The following is a 21,729-nucleotide window of genomic DNA, read 5'->3' as shown; positions in this document are numbered from 1 at the left end:
GCCGCGAGGGCTGGGGGCGGGGTGCCCAGCGGGGTGCTGCCGGTGACGGGTCCGGCGGTCGGGCCGCTGGGCCCGCCGGCCGGTCCCGGCGGCCGGATGCCGAGCGCCGGGGTGGTGGGCCCGCCGCCGGGTGCGAAGGCGCTGGTGCCCTGGCCGGACGGCAGACCGGCTCCGGCGGCGAGCTCGCCGAGCGAGCCGCCTCCGGTGGGCGGGTGCTGGCGCGGGGCCTCGGAGTAGTCGCCGTAGTACGGGCTGTCCGTGCGCCGGTCGGCGCCCGGGCCGGTCTGCGCCGGTACGGAGGTGCCCGAGACGGCGGCCGCCCCGGCACCCATGCCCGCGGCCATGCCCGCACCGGCCGTACCCGTACCGCTGCCCGGGCCGCCGGGCGCGCCCGCGGCGGGCTTGCGTGGCGCGAACCAGTCGCTCGCGGGCTTGTCCCCGGACGGCTTCTCGTCCGCGGCCTCGGGCACCTGGGCGTCGGCGACGTCCTTGCCCTCGTTCTGCGCGGGGACTCCGCCGGTCAGCTCCGAGGCCTTGACGCCCCGGCCGCCCGCGGTGTCGGCGTCGCCCACGGGCGTACGCATCACCACCGGAGGGATCGGCCGCGAGCCCGGGATATTGATCCGGATGCGGGTGGTCAGGGTGGTTTCGGTCTTGGGCTCGTCCGGCTGAGCGGCGGCCGCTATGCCGGTCTCCTCCGGAGGGTCCTGCTGGGGATGCAGCGACGGATACTGGCGGGATCCGTACGGCGGTGTCCCCGAGGGGTACGCGGCTCCGCCGCGCCCCTGGGGCCCGGAGGACGAACTGTCAGTTTCACGACTCAAAGCAGGTTCTCCCGGTTGGCTCCGCCGCCCGTTCTTACTGGTACTCAACTGTTCAGGTCCCCCATGCCGAAGGCGAGGGGAAGGCCCGGAGCGCGCACCACCATACTGGCCTCCGCCGACGGACACCCGGCGACCGTGTGAAGCTATGGTTCGCGGGCGGTGCGGACGGGGGGCATTTCAGTGGATGGCGGGCGCGTCACTTCCCAAGTCGGCCGGACTCCGTGCCCGGTTGCGGCAACCGCGACATGGTGGCACACATCACAGCCAGTGCCATCCCGCCCAGCAGATAGATGAGCGGGCCGACGCCCGCGGAGAAGGCCGCGTCACCCTCCGGGCGGCCCGTGCTCAGCAGAACGGCCGCGATCAGCCAGCCCGCGGCGGGTGCCCCGACGCCCATCTGCGTACCGGTGGCGCGCAGTCCGCCGAGGAAGACCGCGACGGTGGCGAGCAGCGCCAGCACCAAACCGCCGGGGAACCAGCCGCCTTGGACGAGCGAGCCCGCGAGCGCGACCAGCGCGCCGAGCACGGCAAGACCCGCATACGCGGCGATCCTGCCGGGCCCCGGCAGGGTCATGTGCGGGCCCAGGGGCGGCTGCTGAGGCTCCTTGCCGCCGCCGCTCATGCGCCGGCCCCCGCTTCGGCCCCGGTTTCCGCGACTCCCGCGGTCCCGGCGGCCGGACCGGTCCCGGCAGCCGCGCCGATTCCCGCGAAGAGATCGCTCTCGCGTTCGCCGGCGGAGACTCCGGGCACGCCCTGCACCAACTGGTAGTACTCGGCCGCGAAGATCGGCTGGCCGAGGTCGTTGGAGAGCGCGAAGAAGGGCCCGTCCACGGCGATCTGGCTGGCGTGGGCGCGCATCGCGGCGGCCTTGTGCTCCCGGTGGGACGCGCCGTCGATCGCCGCGGTGATCTCCGAGTCGTCCACCACGCCCGGGATGTCGGCGACCTCGGCGATGCCGGGAAAGTCCGTACCGTTCGCGCGCAGCCGGGCGAAGCCCGCCTCGGCCACCGAGCGCGGCACCCGGTTCCAGTAGATCTTGTCGACTGTGTGCGGGGCGCCGAGGTCCGGGCGGTACGACGGGTCGGCGGCCAGGGCCGCGCCACGCATCGCGACGCGGTGGGCCTGGATGTGGTCGGGATGGCCGTAGCCGCCGTTGGGGTCGTACGTCACCAGCACCTGGGGACGGACCTCGCGGATCACCTCGACGAGGTGCGGGGCGGCCTCGTCGACCTCGGTGTGCCAGAAGGCGTCCTCGCGGTCGTTCTGCGGCAGGCCCATCATCCCGGAGTCGCGGAATCTGCCGGGGCCACCCAGGAAGCGATGGTCGGAGACACCCAACTCCCGCATGGCCGCCGCGAGTTCACCGATACGGTGCTCGCCGAGGCGGTCCTCGCGGTCGGCCGCGAGATGGGCCAGCTCCGGCGGGATGATCTCGCCTTCCTCGCCGAGGGTGCAGGTCACCAGGGTGACCAGGGCGCCCTCGGCCGCGTACCTGGCCATGGTGGCGCCGTTGTTGATCGACTCGTCGTCGGGGTGGGCGTGCACCAGCAGCAGACGGCGGGCGGGTAGATCGGTCATGGGCACAGCCTACGAGGCGGCCGACCAGGGCCTGAACCTCCCGGCCTGTGGACAACGGCCGGGAGGCGGCGGTCGAGCGGCCCGCGGGGGCCGTCGGTCGTCGGTGGTCAGCGGTCGGTGATCAGGAGACGGAGGCGGCAGTCGTGGGGCGGCGGCCGTAGGGGCCTGCCGCGGCGGGCGGGACGCTCTCGGAGGAGCGCCGGAGAGCCTTCAGAGGGCCGTCAGAACTTGATCCCGCCGATCATCCCCGCCACGTTCGTGGTGAGTTCGCTGATGGTGGGCGCGATGGACGAACTGGCGATGTAGAAGCCGAGCAGCATGCAGACCACCGCGTGACCGGCCTTGAGCCCGGATTTCCGGACCAGCAGGAAGACGATGATCGCCAGCAGCACCACCGCCGAAATCGAGAGTGCCACGGCGGTTCACCTCCATAAATATTCAGTCGGGAAATCGCAGCATGCATGTGCCAGCGGATTCCTACCCACCTTGCGCTACGGATCATAACTATCCGTGCGTACGCATCGATCGGTGCACGGCAGCACAGGGGGGCGCACAAGCACTAGTTTCGGTCGTATGACCTTGAGCCAAGAGCACTCGTTCCCACGCCAGCACGCCAGGACCCAGCGGTTCACGCTCGGCGCTCCCCGGGCGTTCACGGTCTCCCCCGACGGCGCCCGGGTCGTCTTCCTGCGGTCCACCTCGGGGGCGGACCGCGCCAACGCCCTCTGGGTGCTCGATCTCGAAGGCCCCGGCCCCGCGGGCCACGAGCGGGTCGCCGCGGACCCCACGGCCCTCCTGGCGGGCGCGGAGGAGCAACTCTCCGCGGAGGAAAGGGCCCGGCGCGAGCGGAGCCGCGAAGGGGCGGGCGGAATCGTCGGTTACGCGGTGGACAGCGCGGTCGAAGTGGCCGCGTTCGCGCTCTCCGGGCGGCTGTACGCGGCCGAGCTGCGGGCCGGTACGGCACGCCAACTGCCCGTACGGGGACCGGTGATCGACCCGCGGCCCTCGCCCGACGGGCGGCACATCGCCTACGCGGCCCGGGGAGCGCTGCGGGTGACCGGGGCGGACGGCGAGGGCGACCGCGAGCTCGTGGGGCCCGGGACCGGTGAGGGCGAGGATGTCACATACGGGCTCGCCGAGTTCATCGCCGCCGAGGAGATGAGCCGTACGCGCGGCTTCTGGTGGTCGCCCGCGTCGGACCGGCTGCTGGTCGCCCGGGTGGACACCTCTCCGGTGCGGCGGTGGTGGATCTCGGACCCGGCGCACCCCGACCGGGAGCCGGCCCGGGTCGCCTATCCCGCCACGGGCACGCCCAACGCCGACGTACGGCTCTTCCTGATCGGCCTGGAAGGAGCGGAAGGGCCGGATGGCACCGATGGCGCCGACGGCACGGGCACGGAGCGTACGGAGGTGGTCTGGGACCGGGCGCGCTATCCGTATCTGGCCCGGGTCCACTGGTCGTCCGCGGGCGCCCCGCTGCTGCTCGTACAGAGCCGTGACCAGCGCGGACAGCTCTATCTCGCGGTGGACACGGAGACCGGCGCGACCAGGACCGTACACCAGGACGAGGACCCGGCGTGGCTCGAACTGTCACCCGGAGTGCCGGCCTGGGCACCGGACGGACGGCTGGTGCGGCTCGCCGACGAGGGAGGCGCGCGGGTCCTGGTGGTGGGCGACCGGGCCCTGACAAGTTCGCAGCTCCACCCGCGTGCCGTTCTGGACATCGGTGAGCACGATGTCCTGGTTTCGGCGTCGTCCGGCGAGGAGGCCGGTGATCCAGAAATTGGCCAGATTCATGTGTACCGGGTCAACGAACTGGGCGTCGAACGCGTCTCTTCGGAAACGGGCGTGCACTCGGCCGTGCGCGCCGGCGGGGTGACCGTGCTGGTCTCGTCCGTGCCGGACACGGCGGGCTCGTCCGTACAGGTCCTCCGGGAGGGCAGGCCGCCCGTCGCCGTCACCTCGTACGCCGAGAAGCCGGTGCTGACGGCCCGGGCGCTGCTCACCGAGGCGGGGGCCCACCGGATCCCGAGCGCGGTGCTGCTGCCCACCGGGTACGAGGAGTCGGCGGGGAAGCTGCCGGTTCTGCTGGATCCCTACGGGGGCCCGCACGGTCAGCGGGTGGTCGCCTCGCAGAACGCGCATCTCACCTCGCAGTGGTTCGCGGACCAGGGGTTCGCGGTGATCGTCGCGGACGGCCGCGGCACCCCGGGCCGTTCCCCGGCCTGGGAGAAGTCGGTCAGGCGGAATCTGCTGCTGAGCCTGGACGACCAGGTCGAGGCGCTGCATGCCCTCGCGGAGCGGTTCCCGCTGGATCTGGGGCGGGTGGCGATCCGCGGCTGGTCCTTCGGCGGCTATCTCGCCGCGCTCGGGGTGCTGCGCCGCCCGGATGTGTTCCACGCGGCGGTCGCGGGCGCTCCGGTCTCCGATCTGCGGCTCTACGACACCCACTACCAGGAGAGGTATCTCGGGACCCCGCAGGAAGAACCCGAGGTGTATGCCCGGCACTCACTGGTGACGGACGAGGGGCTGTCGGCGCCGGAGGAGCCGGCCCGGCCCATGATGATCATCCATGGGCTGGCGGACGACAATGTGGTGGTGGCACATACGCTCAAGCTCTCCGCGGCCCTGCTCGCGGCCGGCCGGCCCCATGAGGTGCTGCCGCTCACGGGTGTGACGCATATGACACCGCAGGAGCAGATCGCGGAGAATCTGCTGCTGCTCCAGGTGGACTTCCTGAAGCGGTCGCTCGGGATGAGCTGACCGGCCCCGCGCCGGAACACGGCGACCGGCCGGGGCTCCCGGAGTCCCGGCCGGTCTACGGCACCCGCACGGCCGTACGCTGTTCAGCCTGACGCGTTCGTATATCGGTGCCGGGTCCGCCAAGTTGCCTGCGTGTTAACGAAATTGATGCGCTTTATTACATTTCGCCCCCCATCGCCGGTACGGTCCGCTACTCCTCCGCGAAGTGACAGGCCGACGGATGCGCCGCGGGCCCCCGCGAAGCCAGGGCCACCGGAACCGCCAGCTCCGGTTCCTCCACCGCGCACCGCTCCCGCGCCTTCCAGCAGCGCGTACGGAATCGGCAGCCGGACGGCGGGGCCGCCGGGGACGGCACCTCGCCCGCCAGGATGATCCGCTCCCGGCGCTCGCGCGCCCCCGGATCGGGCACCGGTACGGCGGACAGCAGCGCCTGGGTGTAGGGGTGCGTGGGGTGGTCGTAGATCTCGGTGTCCGTGCCGGTCTCGGCCAGCCGTCCCAGATACATCACCCCGACCCGGTCGGAGATGTGCCGTACGACCGACAGGTCATGGGCGATGAACACATAGGACAGCCCGAACTCGCTCTGCAGCCGCTCCAGCAGATTGACGACCTGCGCCTGCACCGAGACATCGAGGGCGGAGACCGGTTCGTCGGCGACGATCACCTCCGGCCGCAGGGCGAGCCCACGCGCGATCCCGATGCGCTGGCGCTGGCCGCCGGAGAACTGGTGCGGATAGCGGTTGATGTGCTCGGGGCTGAGCCCGACCACGTCGAGCAGCTCCCGCACCCGGCGGCGCCGGTCGCCTCTCGGGGCCGCCTCGGGATGGATCTCGTACGGTTCCCCGACGATGTCGCCGACGGTCATCCGCGGGTCGAGCGAGGTGTACGGGTCCTGGAACACCATCTGGATGTTCCGGCGCACCGCCTTCAGCGCGCGCCCGGACAGCCGGGTGATGTCCTCGCCGCGGTAGCGGATCCGGCCCGCGGTGGGCCGCTCCAGGCTGACCAGCAGTTTCGCCACGGTCGACTTGCCGCAGCCGGACTCCCCCACGATGCCGAGGGTCTCGCCGCGGGCCAGGGAGAAGGAGACGCCGTCGACGGCCCGCACCGCCCCGGTCCGTTTTCCGAAGACGGTCCCCCGGGTCAGCGGATAGTGCTTCACCAGGCCGGTGACCTCCAGCACGGGTTCGGCGGACTCACCCATCGAGGGTCTCCCTCCAGAAGTGGCAGGCGCTGTGCCGTCCCTCGCCCGCGTCAAAGAGCGGCGGCTCGTCCGTACGGCAGATGTCCCGGGCGACCGGGCAGCGGGGGTGGAAGGCACAGCCGGACGGGACACGGAGCGGATTCGGCGGCAGGCCCTTGATCGCGTACAGCTCCCGGCCCTTGCGGTCCAGCCGTGGGACCGAGTCGAGCAGACCGCGGGTGTACGGGTGGGCCGGGGCCTTGTACAGGGCGCGCACCGGCGCGGTCTCCACGATCCGGCCCGCGTACATCACCGCGATCCGGTCTGCCGCGTCCGCGACCACGCCCAGATCGTGGGTGATCAGGATCAGGGCGGTGTCCAGCTCGCGCCGCAGCTCCGCGAGCAGGTCCATGATCTGCGCCTGGACGGTCACGTCGAGCGCGGTCGTCGGCTCGTCGGCGATGATCAGCGCGGGCTCCAGGGCGAGGGCCATCGCGATCATGACGCGCTGGCGCATACCGCCGGAGAACTGATGCGGGTAGTCGCCCGCCCGGTCCTCCGCCGCCGGGATCCCGACCCGGTCCATCAGCTCGATCGCCTTGGCGCGCGCCCGCTTGCGTGACATGCCCCGGTGCACGGTGAACATCTCACCGAGCTGGGCACCCACACTGAGCACCGGGTTGAGCGAGGACAGCGCGTCCTGGAAGATCATCGCCATCTCGGCGCCCCGGATCCCGCGCCGCCGCTCCTCGGGGAGCGTGAGCAGATCGCGGCCCCGGAAGAGGACTTCGCCGGCGGAGATCCGGGCGGGCGGGGTGTCCAGGATGCCCATGACCGCCTGGGCGGTGACGGACTTGCCCGAGCCGGACTCGCCGAGCACGGCGAGTGTCTCACCGGCGTCCACGCCGAAGCCGACGCCGTTGACGGCCCGGGCGATCCCGTCGCGGGTGCGGAACTCCACGGACAGGTCGCGTACTTCGAGCAGCACGGCGGTAACTCCCTCGCGTCGGGGCGTACGTCGGGACTTGCGTCGGGGCCGACATCGGGGCCCGCGTCGGGCCGGATCTAGCGCAGCTTGGGGTCGAGGGCGTCGCGCACCGCGTCGCCGAGCATGATGAACGCGAGAACGGTGACCGCCAGCGCGCCGGCCGGCCAGAGCAGCATGTGCGGGGAGTTGCGGATGTACGGCGAGGCGTCCGAGATGTCGATCCCCCAGGACACGGTCGGCGGTTTCAGCCCCACACCGAGGTACGAAAGGGTCGCCTCCAGCGCGATGAACGTACCCAGCGCGATGGTCGCCACGACGATCACCGGCGCGACGGCGTTGGGCAGGATGTGCCGGAGAAGGATGCGGGCGGGAGACGCGCCGAGCGCCCGCGCCGCCTGGACGTAGTCGTTCTGTTTGACGGTGATGACGGAGCCGCGGGCGATCCGGGAGATCTGCGGCCAGCCCAGCAGCACCATGAAGCCGATCACCGGCCAGACGGTCGAACCGCTCACCACGGACAGCAGCACCAGACCGCCGAGCACCACCGGGATCCCGAAGAACACATCGCCGATCCGGGAGAGCACCGCGTCCCAGGCCCCGCCGAAGAAGCCCGCCAGGGCGCCGAGCACGGAACCGGTGACCGCGACCCCGAGGGTGGCGAGCACCCCGACGACGACGGAGGTCCTGGCGCCGTGGACCGTACGTGTGTAGACGTCGCAGCCCTGCCCGTTGAAGCCGAAGGGGTGGCCGGGCCTGGCACCCTCCTGGGCCAGCGCGAGATCGCAGGAGAGCGGGTTGCGGCTCGCGATCAGGGACGGCCAGGCGGCGATGGCCAGCAGGAAGAGGATCACCAGCGCCGAGACGACGAAGACGGGGTTCCGGCGCAGATCGTGCCAGGCGTCGGACCAGAGGCCGCGCGGCTTCCGGGCGGTGGAGGCCCCGTCGCCCAGGTGCGCCGGCGGTTTCTCCAGGGTGGCGACAACGGCTCCGGCGGGGCAGGTGCGCTGAGGCTCAGGCATACCGGATCCTCGGGTCGAGTACGGCGTACAGGAGGTCGACCAGCAGATTCGCCAGCAGGAAGACAATGATCAGCACGGTGACGAAGCCGACGACGGTCTGGGTGTTCTGCCGGAGAATGCCTTGGTAGAGCTGGAATCCGACCCCGTGGATATTGAAGATCCGCTCGGTGACGATGGCGCCGCCCATCAGCGCGCCGATGTCCGTGCCGATGAAGGTGACCACCGGGATCAGCGAGTTGCGCAGCAGATGCCGGGTGATCACGCGGTGCCGGGGCAGGCCCTTGGCGACGGCCGTACGGACATAGTCGGCGCGGGCGTTCTCGGCGATCGAGGTACGGGTCAGCCGGGTGACGTATGCCAGCGAGACCGAGGCCAGCACCAGCCCGGGCAGCAGCAGTTCGTCCAGTGGCGCGGTGAAGGAGACCGACGGCTGGACGAGCTTCCACGTCACGCCGAACACGAGCTGCGCCAGCAGACCGGTCACAAAGGTCGGTACGGCGATGACGACCAGGGTCAGCAGCAGTACGGAGGTGTCGACCGGGCGGCCCCTGCGCAGCCCCATGACCACACCGAGCGCGACCCCGATGACGACCTCGAAGACGACGGCCACGAGGGTGAGCCGGATGGTGACCGGAAAGGCCGACGCCATCAGGTCGATGACCTTCTGCCCGTTGAAGGCGGTCCCGAAGTCCCCCGTGAACACATGCGCCATGTACGTCGCGTACTGCTGCCACACCGGCTTGTCGAGGCCGAACTCCTGGCGCAGCCGGGCCTCGGTCGCCGGGTCGCACTGCCGCTCGCCGCACAGCCCCGCGACCGGGTCGCCCATCACATGGACCATCAGGAAGACCAGCAGGGTGGCGCCGGCGAAGACCGGGATCATCTGGAGCAGGCGGCGGACCGCGTAACGTCCCATGGGGTCAGGCGACCTCGATCCGGTCGTAGACCGGGACGCTGAAGGGGTTCAGCTCCACATGCGAGAGCCGGGCCGCGTATCCCGCGCTGCCGTTCTGGTACCAGAGCGGGATGGCCGCCATCTGGTCCCGTACGACCGCTTCGGCGCGCTGGAAGGTACGGACCGCCGTCGCCATGTCCGGATCGGCGTTGGCCTCGTTGACCAGCCGGTCGAACCGGGCGTCGCTCCACTTGCCGTCGTTGGACGAGGCGTTGGTGTAGTAGAGCGGCTGGAGGAAGTTCTGGATGAGCGGGTAGTCCATCTGCCAGCCCGCCCGGAAGGGGCCGGTCAGCTTCTTCCTGCCGATCCGGTCGCGGAAGTCGGCGAAGGTGCCGACCGGGCTGCCGACACACGATCTGTCGTTGCCCAGGGTGTTGTTGACGCTGTTGCAGACCGCGTCGACCCACTGCTTGTGGGAGCCGGTGTCGGCGTTGTACGTGATGGTGAGCCGGCCGCCGGGGATGCCGCCGCCCTCCGCCACCAGTTTCTTCGCCGCGGCCGGATCGAAGTGGCAGGCCTTGCCGCAGAGTCCGGCCTTGTGGCCGCCGTCCGTGCCGAGGACCGGGGAGGTCCAGTCGGTGGCGGGGGTCCGGGTGGAGCGGAAGATCGTCTCGGTGATCTGGCGGCGGTTGATGGCCATGGAGAGTCCGGTGCGGACCTTGACGGCGCCCGGGGTGTTCCAGGCCGGGTCGTAGTAGGGGAAGGAGAGGGTCTGGAGGATGCCGGCGGGGCTGTTGATGTAGCGGCCTTCGAGGTCGGCCTTCGCGTTCTTGAGCTGCGCGGCGGGGACGTCGTCGAGCAGATCGAGATTGCCGGAGACCAGATCGGTGTAGGCGGTGTTGTTGTCCGTGTAGACCCGGAGGTCCACACCGCCGTTACGGGCCTTGTCGCTGCCCGGATAGCCCTTCCAGGTACGCAGCGACATCTGGGCGCCACGGGTGTAGTTCAGAACGGCGTACGGGCCGTTGCCGACCGGCTTGGCGAGCCAGTCGGCGTGGTGGTCGAAGAAGGCCCGGGGCAGTGGTGCGAAGGCGGCGTAGCCGAGGGTGTCGGGCCAGGTGGAGAAGCGCTGGGAGAGGGTGACGGTGAAGGTACGCGGTCCGGTGACCCGGAGGCCGGACAGAGTGTCGGCGGTCGGGCTGCCCGAGACGGGGTGGACCTTGTCGTACCCCTCGATGTACTCGAAGAAGTAGGCGTTCTTCTGGTTGTTCCTGAGGTGCGCGCCGTAGTTCCAGGCGTCCACGAACGACTTCGCGGTGACCTTCTCGCCGTTGCTGAAGGTCCAGCCGTCCCGGACGGTGACGGTGAAGTGCGTCGAGTCGGTGGTCTCGATGCGCTCGGCGAGGACATCGCGCGCCTCGCCGGTCTTCGGGTCGTACCGCTTGAGGCCCCGGAAGATCATGTCGAGGACCTTGCCGCCCTGGACCTCGTTGGTGTTGGCCGGTTCGAGGGGGTTCTGCGGGTCGCCCCAGGACGAGGAGAGGACTCCGTCGGGGCCGCCCGCGGGGGCGGCGCCTCCGCCGCAGGCCGTCGTGGCGGGGACGACGGCGAGGCCGATGGCGAGGGGGACGGCCACCGCGCGGGCGGTGCGCTTGGCGTGTGCGGCTGGGCGCATCCCAGGGTGCCTCCTCGTCGGGCGGGTCCTCCGTGCCCCCCAATACACCCCAGGTGTTGATCTTCCGCACGCCGTGACGGCTGTACGGGCGTGCCCGTCAGACCGGGAGTGTGACCTCCCAGGTGTCGGCCGAGTAGTGCGGCGTCATGCCATGGGCCTCGTACAGCCGCAGCGCGCCCGTGGCGTTCCGGGTGTCCACCCCGAGACCGACCTCGGCACGGCCGAGACCGGCGAAGACCGCGAAGGCGTGGCGGAGCAGATACCCGCCGAGCCCCCGGCCACGGGCCTCCTTGACCACCCCGAGATTGCCGATCCAGCCCTGTGCCTCGCGGTCGTTGCGGCTGACCAGCAGACCGGCGTCGCCCAGCCCCTCGACGGCGGCGATCCAGACCAGCGACCAGTCGAACCGCTCGGCGTCCAGATCGGCCAGCCACTTCTCGTACGTCCGCGGCTGGTGGTCGAAGTGCTCGGCGAAGGTGCGCTCCATCAGCTCGTGCGCCCGCCTGCGGTCGTCCTCGGCGGTGCACGCCCGCAGGGTGACGCCCCGCGGCGGTACGGGCGGCGGGCAGGTGGCCGCGGAGACCTCACGGGCCATCACCTGGTAGCGGCGTACGCGCTGCCAGCCGCGGCCCAGGATGAGCGCGGTGTCCAGGGTGGGGTCGACATTGAGATGGAGATGGACGACGGCCCGCCCGGCGCCGTTCTCCCGGGCGCGCTCGGCGGCACGCGCCTCCATCAGCTCGAACATCCTGACCGCGGCGGTGTCCCGGCCCGGCAGCACATAGTGGTCGATGTCGACGCGCTCGGCGCCGGAGTCGTCCCAGACCAGTCCGTACCCCACCAGCTCGCCGTCCTCGTAGGCAAGCCAGGAGTCACGCGCGAGGTCCACCCCGGGGTGCTTGAGGTCGGCCGTCACCTCGTGCAGTTCGGTCTCGGGCCGGCCGATCTCGATGGTGTCGATGACGTTCAGGAGATCGCGGACGGCGGGGGCGTCATCGAGGGTGGCGGGACGTATGGAAAGGGGCATACGGCCACTGTCGGCCGGTCCAGGACCGCCGTGCAACGGCTTTTCCGCGGCGCCGGTACGGAGGCGGTGAGGAGGCGGTACGGAATCGGGTGCGTACGAAGACGGCGAAGGCCCGCGCCGAGGAAAGTCCTCGTGCGCGGGCCTCACGCCGTAGAAGCTCAGGCCTCGTCGGACAGCTCCTTCTCCATCGCCACCAGCGCCGGGTCCAGTACGACGTCCTCGTCCCGCGCCTCGGTCGTCGGCTCCTCCGGGAAGTGGCACGCCGTCAGGTGCCCCTCGCGGTTGCCGCTGATCTGGAGCAGCGGCGGCTCCTCCGTCGCGCACTTGTCCTGCGCCTTCCAGCAGCGGGTACGGAACCGGCAGCCGGACGGCGGCATGATCGGCGAGGGCACGTCACCGGCGAGCCGGATCCGCTCCTTGCGGGTCACGTCGAGGTCCGCCTCGGGCACCGCCGAGAGCAGGGCGTGGGTGTACGGGTGGCGGGGCCGCTCGTACAGCGAGTCGCGGTCCGCGACCTCCACCACCTTGCCCAGGTACATCACCGCGACCCGCTGCGAGAAGTGCCGCACGATCGCCAGGTCGTGGGCGATGAAGACAAAGGCGATCCCGAGATCGCGCTGGAGGTCCTGGAGCAGATTGACGACCTGCGCCTGGATGGAGACGTCCAGCGCGGAGACCGGCTCGTCCGCGATGATCAGTTTCGGCTGAAGCGCGAGCGCGCGCGCCACACCGATGCGCTGGCGCTGGCCGCCGGAGAACTCGTGCGGGAAGCGGTTGAAGTGCTCCGGGTTGAGACCGACGGTCTCCAGCAGCTCCCGCACCCGGGCCTCACGGCCGCCGGGCGGGTTGATGCCGTTGATCTCCATCGGGCTGGAGATGATCGTGCCGACCGTCTGCCGCGGGTTGAGCGAGGCGTACGGGTCCTGGAAGATCATCTGGATCTCGGACCTGATCGGCGCGAGCTGCTTGCGGCTGGCGCGGGTGATGTCCCGGCCGTTGTACGTGATGGTGCCGCCGGTCGGCTCCAGCAGCCGGGTGAGCAGCCGGCCCGTGGTCGACTTGCCGCAGCCCGACTCGCCCACGAGACCGAGGCTCTCGCCGGGGTAGACGCTCAGGTCCACACCGTCGACGGCCTGGACCGCGCCGACCTTCCGCTTGATGGGGAAGCCGCCGTAGATCGGGAAGTGTTTGGTCAGGCCCTTCGCTTCGAGCAGCGGCTCGGCCGACGAGGCGGGGTCACGGCGCGGGGTCGCCGCGTCCGTGACGGGGGTGGTCGTGTTGTTCTCACTCATGGTCATAGCCCCAGTTGCCGGTACATCAGCCCAGCCGGGGCTGAATCTTCTCGATGAAAACCTGCTGCTTGCGGTCCGCCGGAAGGTGGCAGGCCGCCCCGCGCCCGTCCGGGAGCAGCGGGCGCTCGTGGGTGCACAGGCCGCCGTCCACCAGCTCGGCGTAGGCGCAGCGCGGGTGGAACGCACAGCCGGACGGCGGGTTCAGCAGGCTGGGCGGGCTGCCGGGGATCGGCTGGAGCTGCTCACCCACATCGGACGAGAGACGCGGCATCGAGCTGAGCAGGCCCCAGGTGTAGGGGTGCTGCGGCTGCTTGAGCACCTCGCGCACGGAGCCGCGCTCGACGGCCCGCCCCGCGTACATCACCAGCAGGTCGTCCACGAAGTTGGCGACGACGCCCAGGTCATGGGTGATCAGGATGATCGCGGAGCCGAACTCCTGCTGGAGGTCCTTGAGCAGATCGAGGATCTGTGCCTGGACGGTGACGTCCAGGGCGGTGGTCGGCTCGTCGGCGATCAGCAGTTCCGGGTTGCACACCAGCGACATGGCGATCATCGCGCGCTGGCGCATACCGCCGGAGAACTGGTGGGGGTAGTCGTCCACCCGGTTCTTCGGGTCCGGGATGCCGACCTTGCCCAGCATCTCGATCGCCCGTGCGCGGGCCTCCTTCTTGGAGGCGCCGGTGTGCTTCATGTACGGCTCGGAGATCTGCCGGCCGACGGTGTAGTACGGCGACAGGGCGGTCAGCGCGTCCTGGAAGATCATCGCCATCTTGTTGCCGCGGAGCGCTTCGAGCTGCTTGCCCGAGACATCCGTGAGGTCCTGTCCGTCCAGCAGGATCTCGCCCGTGACGGTCGTCGACTGGGGGTTGTGCAGCCCCAGGATGGACAGGTTGGTCACCGACTTGCCGGAGCCCGACTCGCCGACGATACCGAGCGTCTTGCCGCGCTCCAGATCGAAGGAGAGTCCGTTCACGGCCTTGACGACGCCGTCCTCGGTGGAGAAGTGGACACGCAGATCGCGCACCGAAAGGAACGGGTCCGCCGCGTTCGGGGCCGGGGTTTCCTCGGTCTTGGTGAGTGTGGTCACGGTCGTTCTCCTAGGACAGGCGTACGCGCGGGTCGATGAGGGCGTACGTGGCGTCCACGATGACGTTGAACAGAAGGATGAAGGCGGCGCTGAAGACCATGACGCCCATGGTCAGCGGCAGGTCCTTGTCCTGGACCGACTGGACGGCGAGCCTGCCGATGCCGGGCAGTCCGAAGGTGAACTCGGTGACGATCGCGCCTCCGAAGAGGGCGCCCAGGTCCATGCCGAGGATGGTGACGATGGGGATGAGCGAGCCGCGCCAGGCGTACCGGAAGAAGACATAGCTGCGGCTCATGCCCTTGGCACGGGCCGCTCTGACATGTTCTTCCTGAAGCTGTTCGATCATGGTCGACCGCGACATACGCGTGTAGTTGGCCGTGAAGATCACCGAGATCACCAGCCAGGGGATCAGCAGCCCCATGAACCAGCCGCTGACGCTCTCGCTGATCGGGACCCACTTGGGCTTGTCCAGCCAGCCGGTGCTGTAGACGAAGAGGCCGAGCACGACCGGGCCGAGGAAGTAGATCTGGAGGGAGCTGAGCACCAGCGAGGCCGAGCTGAAGACCTTGTCGGTCGCGGTGCCCTTCTTCGCCGCGGCGATCATGCCGGCGCCCAGGCCCACGATCAGGAAGACGATGAGTCCGCCGATCGAGAGGGAGAGCGTCAGGGGGAACCGGTCGAGGATGGTGTCCCAGACGTTCTGCTGGGTGGCGAAGGAGACTCCGAAGCAGGGAGCGTCGCAGTGGCCGACGGCGAAGTCCCGGCCGGCGAAGACGCCGACCATGAAGTCCCAGAACTGTACGGGCACCGGCTTGTCGAGGCCGAGGTTCTGGTGGATGACCGCCAGGGCGTCCGGAGTGCAGTTCTTGCCACACGCGAGCAGGGCGGGGTCCTGCGGGATCGCGAAGAACATGAAGAACGTGACGGCACTGATCAGGAAAAGGGTCAGGACTGCGCCGAACGCCCGGCGAATGAGGAATTGAAGCATGGCAGGTCGCTGCTCTCAGGACGGCGGTTGTGAGGGGGCCGAGAGATGGGATCGGCGGACCGGAGGTGCGCACTCCGCCGGGTGCGCACCTCCGGGTCCGGCCTACACGCTGATTACTTCTTCAGGAAGATGCGCGTCACGTCGACGTAGCTGGAGTCCGTGGAGTACCGGATACCGCCGACGTTGGAGCCGAAGATCTGGAACACCTTCGTGAAGTAGATCGGCGCCGCCGGGTTGATCCGCTCCACGATGTCGTGGTGCAGCGCGGTCCACGCCTTCTGGGCCTCGGCCGGGTCCGAGATCTTCAGGATGCGCTGGATCTCGGAGTTGACCTTGGGGTCGTTGATGTGCGAGTAGACCGAGGAGCCGTCCTGGATCTGCGTGCCGTCGTACAGCGGCGGGATGACCGTGGAGGCGGACGGCCAGTCCTGGCCCCAGCCGGTCATGTAGAGGTCCAGACCGTTCTGGACCTTGCCGACCTGCTCGTACCAGGTGGCGGAGTCGATCTCCTTCTTGACGACGTCAAGACCGATCGCCTTCAGACGGTCGGCGATGACGACGGCCTGCTGCTGGCGGACGGGGGTGTTGCCGTACGCGTAGACGACCTTCTGGCCCTCGGCACCGGCTTCCTTGATGAGCGCCTTGGCCTTCTCGACGTCGCCGTTCGGCTTCTTGAGCTTGCCGAAGGGGTCGTAGTCCTTCTCGTAGCCCGGGGTGGTCGGGGAGATCAGACCGGTCGCGGTCTCACCGCCGTACGCACCGCCGTCGAGCTTGTATATCTGGGCGCTCGGCAGAGCGTAGGTGATGGCGTCCCGGACCTTCTTGTCCTTCATCCGGTCCAGGTTGAAGTTGAGCTGCCACACGTACGGGGCGTAGCCCTGGATCGTGCGCTTCATCGCCTCCGGGTCGTTGACGACGTTGCGGACCTGGTTGGTGGAGACCTGGCCGGTGAACATCACGGCGTTCTTGGCCTCGCCGCGGTCGGCCAGGATGGTCTTGGTCTGGTCGTCGTCGTCGTGGTTGTACTGGATGTTGAAGCCGTCGACGTACTGGTGACGGACCGAGTCGGTCTTCGGGTCCCAGTTCTCGTTCTTGACGAGCGTCATCGACTTGCCCGGCTTGAATTCCGCGATCTTGTACGGACCGGTCGCGACCGGGGCCGTGTCGTACTTCTCCTTGGTGTCCGTCTTGGCGGGGACCAGGGAGTAGCCGGGCATCGCGAGCGCCTGCGGCAGGTCGGGGTGGGCGTCCTTGAACTTGAAGACGACCGTCTTGGCGTCCGGGGTCGCCAGGACCGAATCGGGCAGGTGCTTGCCCTTGTACGGTCCGTCCGGCAGGGCCTTGCGGTAGGTGGTGCCCGCGCCGGAGAGCCACGCCTGGACGTAGGTCGGGCCGTCCGTGATGAACGGGGCGTAGAGACGCTCGATGCTGTGGCGGACGTCGGCCGAGGTGATGGCGTTGCCGTTCTGGTCCTTCAGCCCGTCCTTGAGGGTGAAGGTCCAGCTCTTGCCGCCGTCGGTCGTCTTGCCGGAGTCGGTGGCCAGGTCACCGACGAGGGTGAGGCGGCCCTTGTCGTCCTCCGCGTACTGCGTCAGACCGCGCTGGATCAGACGGTCCAGCAGCTTCCCGTCCGACACATAGGTCTGACCCGGGTCCAGGTGGGAGAAGTCGGAGTCCTGGTAGACCGTGGCGGTGCCGCCGGACCTGGCACCCGGGACCTCGGGCGCCGGGCCGGTGGAGGCCGCCGCGTCACCGAAGATGACCGCCTGCGACTGCTGGGCGGCATCCTCCTGAGTCTTGCTCTTGTCCTTGGTCCCGCTGTCGCTGTTGCCGCCGCAGGCGGTCAGCGCCAGTGAGCCGGCCGCCAGGGCGACGACGACAGCGCGTGTCTTGCGCGTGCCAAAGATGCTCATGGTGATGAGTACCTATCTGTCAGTAGTGATCCAACTGTGCTGCCTGGCGCATCCGGTCGGGACCGGCGCCCGGGTGGCAGCAGCCCCTCGGCTGAACGTCAGCGTCCGGACTTCGGGTCGAAGGCGTCTCGAACCGAGTCGCCGAGAAGGTTGAACGCCACGACGAAGATGACCATGGCGACACCCGGGAAGATCATGTAGGCCGGGTCCTGCTCGTAGATGTCCGCGCCGATCGCGAACATCCGGCCCCAGTCCGGGGTGGGTTCGACAAAGCCGACACCCACATAGGAGAGGAAGGCCACCGAGAGGATGGTGGACGGGAGCTGCAGGGTGGCCTGCACCAGGATCGGTGTGACCAGGTTGGGCAGCAGTTCCTTGCGGATGATCCGCCAGGGCGAAGCACCCGCGATCTTGGCGGCCTCCACGAACTCCCGCTCACGCAGGGAGAGGGTGGCGGCGCGGATCAGCCGGGCGAGTCCCATCCAGCCGAGGAACGACAGCACCGCGACAATGGCACCGGCGCGAAGAGCGGTGGGGGTCTCCTCGTCCGGACGGACAAAGGCCGCCACCACCACCGGCATGGAGGCGATGAAGAAGAGCTGGCTGGGGAAGCCGAGCAGGAAGTCGGTCAGCCGGCCGAGCCAGTAGTCGATCCTCCCGCCGAAGTAGCCGCCCACGAGCCCGATCAGCACACCCACGATGACAATCAGGACGGTCGCGGCCAGCGCGGTGTAGATCGAGGTGCGCATGCCGTAGATGAGCTGCATGAACACATCGCGGCCGAGGTTGGGCTCGATACCGAACCAGTGGTCGGCCGACATGCCGCCGAAGGTGCCGGTCGGCATGTTGAACTCGTCGAGCAGGTCAAGGCTGTCCTGCCCGTAGAGGGTGTACGGGTCCTTGCCGTAGAGCATCTTGATCACGGGCGCGAGCAGCGCGACCGCGAAGAAGAAGATCACGATCACGGCGGAGACGACCCCGGTACGGTCACGCTTGAAGCGGCGCCACATCAACTGGCCGGGCGACAGCCCGGCGAGCGTCTTGGCCTCCTGGGTCCCGTCCTTCGACACGTCGGGCGCGCCGGGGGCGGTGGACGACGAGGCGTCCTCGGTCTGTACTGGACTTGTCACGATCGCTCTTCCCCCGTGGGGATCACAACCGCGCGCCCGACCCATTCGGTGCTTATGGCACCACGCATGGGGTCCTCCTCATGAGTCCACTTGTCACTACAAGAAGGGCACTGTCTACGCGCGCTGACACCCCTGACAGCGCGCGTTGGTAGTAACCCCGAGTGTGCTCGTGAGTCGACGCCCCCCATAGCGCTTGACCCATTGACCCGAGCTCAATGGCCAACTATTAAGTACGACCGGGCCGTAAACCACACTTAAAGGGTCTCGTTTTGGCAACATCGACACCCCCCGTCCGCCCGAAATCCGGACAAAGTTATCCCAGGCAGACACCCGCGAAACGGACCGTTAACACACCATCCGGTGAGCACCCACCGATAATCGGACGCGATCCGCAAAAACGGACTTGACGTCAAAGCGGCCGGACATGGTGAAGGCGGCCCGAGGTGTCGGCGGCTGTGACCCGTCAGAAGCGGACGACGGGCTCCGCCGTCCCGGCGGGGGCCCACAGCCCAACGGCCCGGCCCCCGCGGTGATCCGCGGGGGCCGGGCCGTTCATGCGCTGTGCTCGGCGGGGCGTCAGCCGTGCTTGGCGCGGGAGGCGGCGCGGCCGCGCTCCTTCTGGTCCAGGACGACCTTGCGGATGCGTACCGTCTCCGGGGTCACCTCGATGCACTCGTCGTCCCGGCAGAATTCCAGGGACTGCTCCAGCGAGAGTTTCCGCGGCGGCACCACATTCTCGGTGGAGTCCGCGGAGGCGGCCCGCATATTGGTGAGCTTCTTCTCCTTGGTGATATTCACGTCCATGTCGTCGGAGCGCGAGTTCTCACCGATGATCATGCCTTCGTAGACCTCGGTGCCGGCCTCCGTGAAGATGACCCCGCGCTCCTGGAGGTTGATCATCGCGAAGGGCGTGACCGTACCGGCACGGTCCGCGACGAGCGAGCCGTTGTTACGGGTGCGCAGCTCGCCGAACCACGGCTCGTGGCCCTCGAAGATCGAGTGGGCGATACCGGTGCCGCGGGTCTGGGTCAGGAACTCCGTACGGAAGCCGATCAGACCGCGGGAAGGAACGATCCACTCCATGCGGATCCAGCCCGAGCCATGGTTGGTCATGGTCTCCATACGGCCCTTGCGGGTGGCCATGAGCTGGGTGATGGCGCCGAGGTGCTCCTCGGGGGAGTCGATCGTCATGCGCTCGATCGGCTCGTACGTCTTGCCGTCGACCTGCTTGGTGACCACCTCGGGCTTGCCGACGGTCAGCTCGAAGCCCTCCCGGCGCATCTGCTCGACCAGGATGGCCAGCGCCAGCTCACCGCGGCCCTGCACCTCCCAGGCGTCGGGGCGCTCGGTGTCCAGGACGCGCAGCGAGACATTGCCGATCAGCTCGCGGTCGAGGCGGTCCTTGACCTGGCGGGCGGTGACCTTGTGGCCCTTGCCGCCCTTGCCGACCAGCGGCGAGGTGTTCGTACCGATGGTCATCGAGATCGCCGGCTCGTCGACCGTGATCAGCGGCAGCGCGATGGGGTTCTCGGTGTCGGCGAGGGTCTCGCCGATCATGATGTCCGGGATACCGGCGATGGCGCAGATGTCGCCGGGGCCCGCCTTCTCGGCGGGCTTGCGGGTGAGCGCCTCGGTCATCAGCAGCTCGGTGATCCGGACATTGGACTTGGAACCGTCACGCTTGATCCAGGTGACGGTCTGGCCCTTCTTCAGCTCGCCCTGCTCGACCCGGCAGAGGGCGATACGGCCGAGGAAGTTGTCGGCGTCCAGGTTGGTGACATGCGCCTGGAGCGGCGCGGACTCGTCGTACTCCGGAGCCGGGACGTGCGACAGGATCGTGTGGAAGAACGGCTCCAGATTGGTGCTGTCGGCCGGCACCGTGCCGTCCTCGGGCTTGGTGAGCGAGGCGACCCCGTCCCGCGCGCAGGCGTAGACGATCGGGAACTCGATCTGCTCCTCGGTCGCGTCCAGGTCGAGGAAGAGGTCGTACGTCTCGTCGACGACCTCGGCGATCCGGGAGTCGGGGCGGTCGGTCTTGTTGATGCAGAGGATGACCGGCATCTTCGCCTGGAGCGCCTTGCGGAGCACGAAGCGGGTCTGCGGGAGCGGGCCCTCGGAGGCGTCGACGAGCAGCACGACCGCGTCGACCATGGAGAGACCGCGCTCGACCTCGCCGCCGAAGTCGGCGTGGCCGGGGGTGTCGATGATGTTGATGGTGATCGGGTCGCCGCCGGTCTTGGGGTGGTACTTCACGGCGGTGTTCTTGGCCAGGATCGTGATGCCCTTCTCACGCTCCAGGTCGTTCGAGTCCATCATCCGGTCGTCGAGTTGCTCGGCGGCGTGCGCGGCGAAGGCGCCGGCCTGCTTCAGCATGGCGTCGACCAGAGTGGTCTTGCCATGGTCGACGTGGGCGACGATGGCGACGTTACGGATGTCGTGGCGCGTGGGCATGCTGGCTGGCGCTTCTCTCGATCGTGGGATGCGGCGTTCTTTCCTCGTACGCCCGCCGGGCTGACACGCCACGGCTCGTCCCATGGTACGGGGCAGAGGGTTCGTGGGCCGCCCGGCCCGATCGAAGAGGCCGGTTCCGGTAGTCGCCGGTGGTGAGGGGTGGTGCTGGGGGTGTGGAGCCGCCCGGGTCAGGGACGGATACGAGCTTGCCCGCCGGGCAGGCCGGCGGGCAAGCGAATTGATCGGGCGGTGAGCTGCCGCGGGGGGCCTCACATGGGGCTTTTCCGCTGCTTCATGCTTCGCTCACCGGACTTTCGCTACTTCTTCTTGTCGTTGCCGCCGGAGTCCTCGGCCGCGGTGCTGGTGAAGCCGATGTCCTGGAAGCGGGGGGCCGCGAGACCGAAGGCTCCGGCGTTCACCACCTCCGGCTTGGCGGCGACCAGTTCCGGCCGCTGGTAGAGGGGGATGGAGCCGGCGGCGGCCCAGATCCGGGCGTCGGCCTGCTTCAGCAGCTTGCGGCTGGCCTTCTCGTCCAGCTCGGCGACGGCGCGGTTGAAGAGCTGGTCGATGTGGTCCGTACCGACCCGGGTGTAGTTCTGCTCCACCAGCAGGGTCCCGTCGCTGGCGGGCACGGGCTTGGCGTAGATGGGGCGGCCGTCGGTGGCGGGGTAGGCGCTGGCGGGCCAGGAGTAGAGGGCCAGGTCGTAGTCGCCGGCGGCGATGTGGTCCTTGAAGTAGTTCGCGTCCGGCACCTTGGTGATCTCCGTCTTGATGCCGATGCGGTCGAGCATCCGCGCGATCCGCTCACCGACGGAGCGCAGCGCCTCGGAGCCCTCGCCCGAGGGCAGGACGAAGCGGAGGTTCAGCGGCTTGCCGTCCTTGCCGAGCGGGCCGCTGGGGGGCGCGGGGGAACCGG

The 21,729-nt window shown here is 69.3% G+C and carries 16 protein-coding genes and 2 pseudogenes; 1 reads left to right on the top strand and 17 read right to left on the bottom strand.

Features of this window, described 5'->3' with window-relative positions; genetic code table 11:
* From WH07_RS40305 to WH07_RS09745, 4 genes and pseudogenes are all read right to left on the bottom strand, one after another.
* Nucleotides 1-824 (bottom strand): annotated as a pseudogene (locus tag WH07_RS40305) (hypothetical protein); the annotation flags it as partial.
* Between the two features lie 196 nt (nucleotides 825-1,020).
* Nucleotides 1,021-1,446, bottom strand: coding sequence for a DUF6113 family protein (locus tag WH07_RS09755; protein ID WP_046497984.1), 426 nt, complete (start codon nucleotides 1,444-1,446; stop codon nucleotides 1,021-1,023).
* Complete coding sequence (mshB, locus tag WH07_RS09750; protein ID WP_046497995.1) at nucleotides 1,443-2,402, bottom strand: N-acetyl-1-D-myo-inositol-2-amino-2-deoxy-alpha-D-glucopyranoside deacetylase; 960 nt, start codon at nucleotides 2,400-2,402, stop codon at nucleotides 1,443-1,445. Before mshB ends, WH07_RS09755 begins: the two co-directional genes overlap by 4 nt.
* A 221-nt stretch (nucleotides 2,403-2,623) precedes the next feature.
* Nucleotides 2,624-2,818, bottom strand: a complete 195-nt coding sequence (locus tag WH07_RS09745; RefSeq protein WP_046497980.1) for a hypothetical protein — start codon at nucleotides 2,816-2,818, stop codon at nucleotides 2,624-2,626.
* Nucleotides 2,819-2,975: 157 nt separating this feature from the next.
* On the opposite strand from WH07_RS09745, the gene WH07_RS09740 reads away from it, so the two are divergent.
* Nucleotides 2,976-5,165 carry a S9 family peptidase gene (locus tag WH07_RS09740; RefSeq protein WP_046497976.1) on the top strand — a complete coding sequence of 730 codons (2,190 nt, stop codon included), beginning with the start codon at nucleotides 2,976-2,978 and terminating at the stop codon, nucleotides 5,163-5,165.
* Between the two features lie 190 nt (nucleotides 5,166-5,355).
* Here WH07_RS09740 and WH07_RS09735 read toward each other — a convergent pair whose 3' ends face one another.
* The 13 genes and pseudogenes from WH07_RS09735 to WH07_RS09675 all read right to left on the bottom strand — a co-directional run.
* Nucleotides 5,356-6,369, bottom strand: a complete 1,014-nt coding sequence (locus tag WH07_RS09735) for an ABC transporter ATP-binding protein (RefSeq protein WP_046497973.1) — start codon at nucleotides 6,367-6,369, stop codon at nucleotides 5,356-5,358.
* The gene (locus WH07_RS09730; RefSeq protein ID WP_046497970.1) at nucleotides 6,362-7,336 is read right to left on the bottom strand and encodes an ABC transporter ATP-binding protein; all 975 of its coding nucleotides are present in this window, start codon (nucleotides 7,334-7,336) and stop codon (nucleotides 6,362-6,364) included. Before WH07_RS09730 ends, WH07_RS09735 begins: the two co-directional genes overlap by 8 nt.
* 77 nt (nucleotides 7,337-7,413) lie before the next feature.
* Nucleotides 7,414-8,355: an ABC transporter permease gene (locus WH07_RS09725; RefSeq protein WP_079023105.1), complete on the bottom strand. Its 942-nt coding sequence runs from the start codon at nucleotides 8,353-8,355 to the stop codon at nucleotides 7,414-7,416.
* Nucleotides 8,348-9,271, bottom strand: a complete 924-nt coding sequence (locus WH07_RS09720) for an ABC transporter permease (RefSeq protein ID WP_046497967.1) — start codon at nucleotides 9,269-9,271, stop codon at nucleotides 8,348-8,350. The genes WH07_RS09725 and WH07_RS09720 overlap by 8 nt, the downstream gene beginning before the upstream one ends.
* A gap of 4 nt (nucleotides 9,272-9,275) precedes the next feature.
* Nucleotides 9,276-10,925: a peptide ABC transporter substrate-binding protein gene (locus tag WH07_RS09715; protein WP_046497963.1), complete on the bottom strand. Its 1,650-nt coding sequence runs from the start codon at nucleotides 10,923-10,925 to the stop codon at nucleotides 9,276-9,278.
* Nucleotides 10,926-11,022: 97 nt separating this feature from the next.
* Nucleotides 11,023-11,952 (bottom strand): GNAT family N-acetyltransferase, encoded by a 930-nt coding sequence (locus WH07_RS09710; RefSeq protein ID WP_046497961.1) that lies wholly within the window; start codon nucleotides 11,950-11,952, stop codon nucleotides 11,023-11,025.
* A gap of 158 nt (nucleotides 11,953-12,110) precedes the next feature.
* Nucleotides 12,111-13,244 carry an ABC transporter ATP-binding protein gene (locus WH07_RS09705; RefSeq protein WP_046497990.1) on the bottom strand — a complete coding sequence of 378 codons (1,134 nt, stop codon included), beginning with the start codon at nucleotides 13,242-13,244 and terminating at the stop codon, nucleotides 12,111-12,113.
* Nucleotides 13,245-13,269: 25 nt separating this feature from the next.
* Complete coding sequence (locus WH07_RS09700; protein ID WP_046497958.1) at nucleotides 13,270-14,331, bottom strand: ABC transporter ATP-binding protein; 1,062 nt, start codon at nucleotides 14,329-14,331, stop codon at nucleotides 13,270-13,272.
* 10 nt (nucleotides 14,332-14,341) lie between these two features.
* Nucleotides 14,342-15,319, bottom strand: coding sequence for an ABC transporter permease (locus WH07_RS09695; RefSeq protein WP_046497954.1), 978 nt, complete (start codon nucleotides 15,317-15,319; stop codon nucleotides 14,342-14,344).
* A gap of 113 nt (nucleotides 15,320-15,432) precedes the next feature.
* Complete coding sequence (locus WH07_RS09690; RefSeq protein ID WP_046497951.1) at nucleotides 15,433-17,232, bottom strand: ABC transporter substrate-binding protein; 1,800 nt, start codon at nucleotides 17,230-17,232, stop codon at nucleotides 15,433-15,435.
* A gap of 98 nt (nucleotides 17,233-17,330) precedes the next feature.
* Nucleotides 17,331-18,362: an ABC transporter permease gene (locus WH07_RS09685; RefSeq protein WP_046497947.1), complete on the bottom strand. Its 1,032-nt coding sequence runs from the start codon at nucleotides 18,360-18,362 to the stop codon at nucleotides 17,331-17,333.
* Between the two features lie 576 nt (nucleotides 18,363-18,938).
* Entirely contained in the window at nucleotides 18,939-20,813 is a 1,875-nt protein-coding gene (gene typA, locus WH07_RS09680; protein ID WP_046497944.1) for a translational GTPase TypA, read from the bottom strand.
* A 317-nt stretch (nucleotides 20,814-21,130) separates the two neighbouring features.
* A pseudogene (locus tag WH07_RS09675) lies at nucleotides 21,131-21,729 on the bottom strand (ABC transporter family substrate-binding protein); the annotation flags it as partial.

Source organism: Streptomyces odonnellii (assembly GCF_000981895.1).
In the GTDB taxonomy this organism is placed as follows: domain Bacteria; phylum Actinomycetota; class Actinomycetes; order Streptomycetales; family Streptomycetaceae; genus Streptomyces; species Streptomyces odonnellii.
The sequence above is the reverse complement of the archived record's forward strand: the minus strand, read 5'-3'. Positions and strand labels throughout refer to the sequence as shown.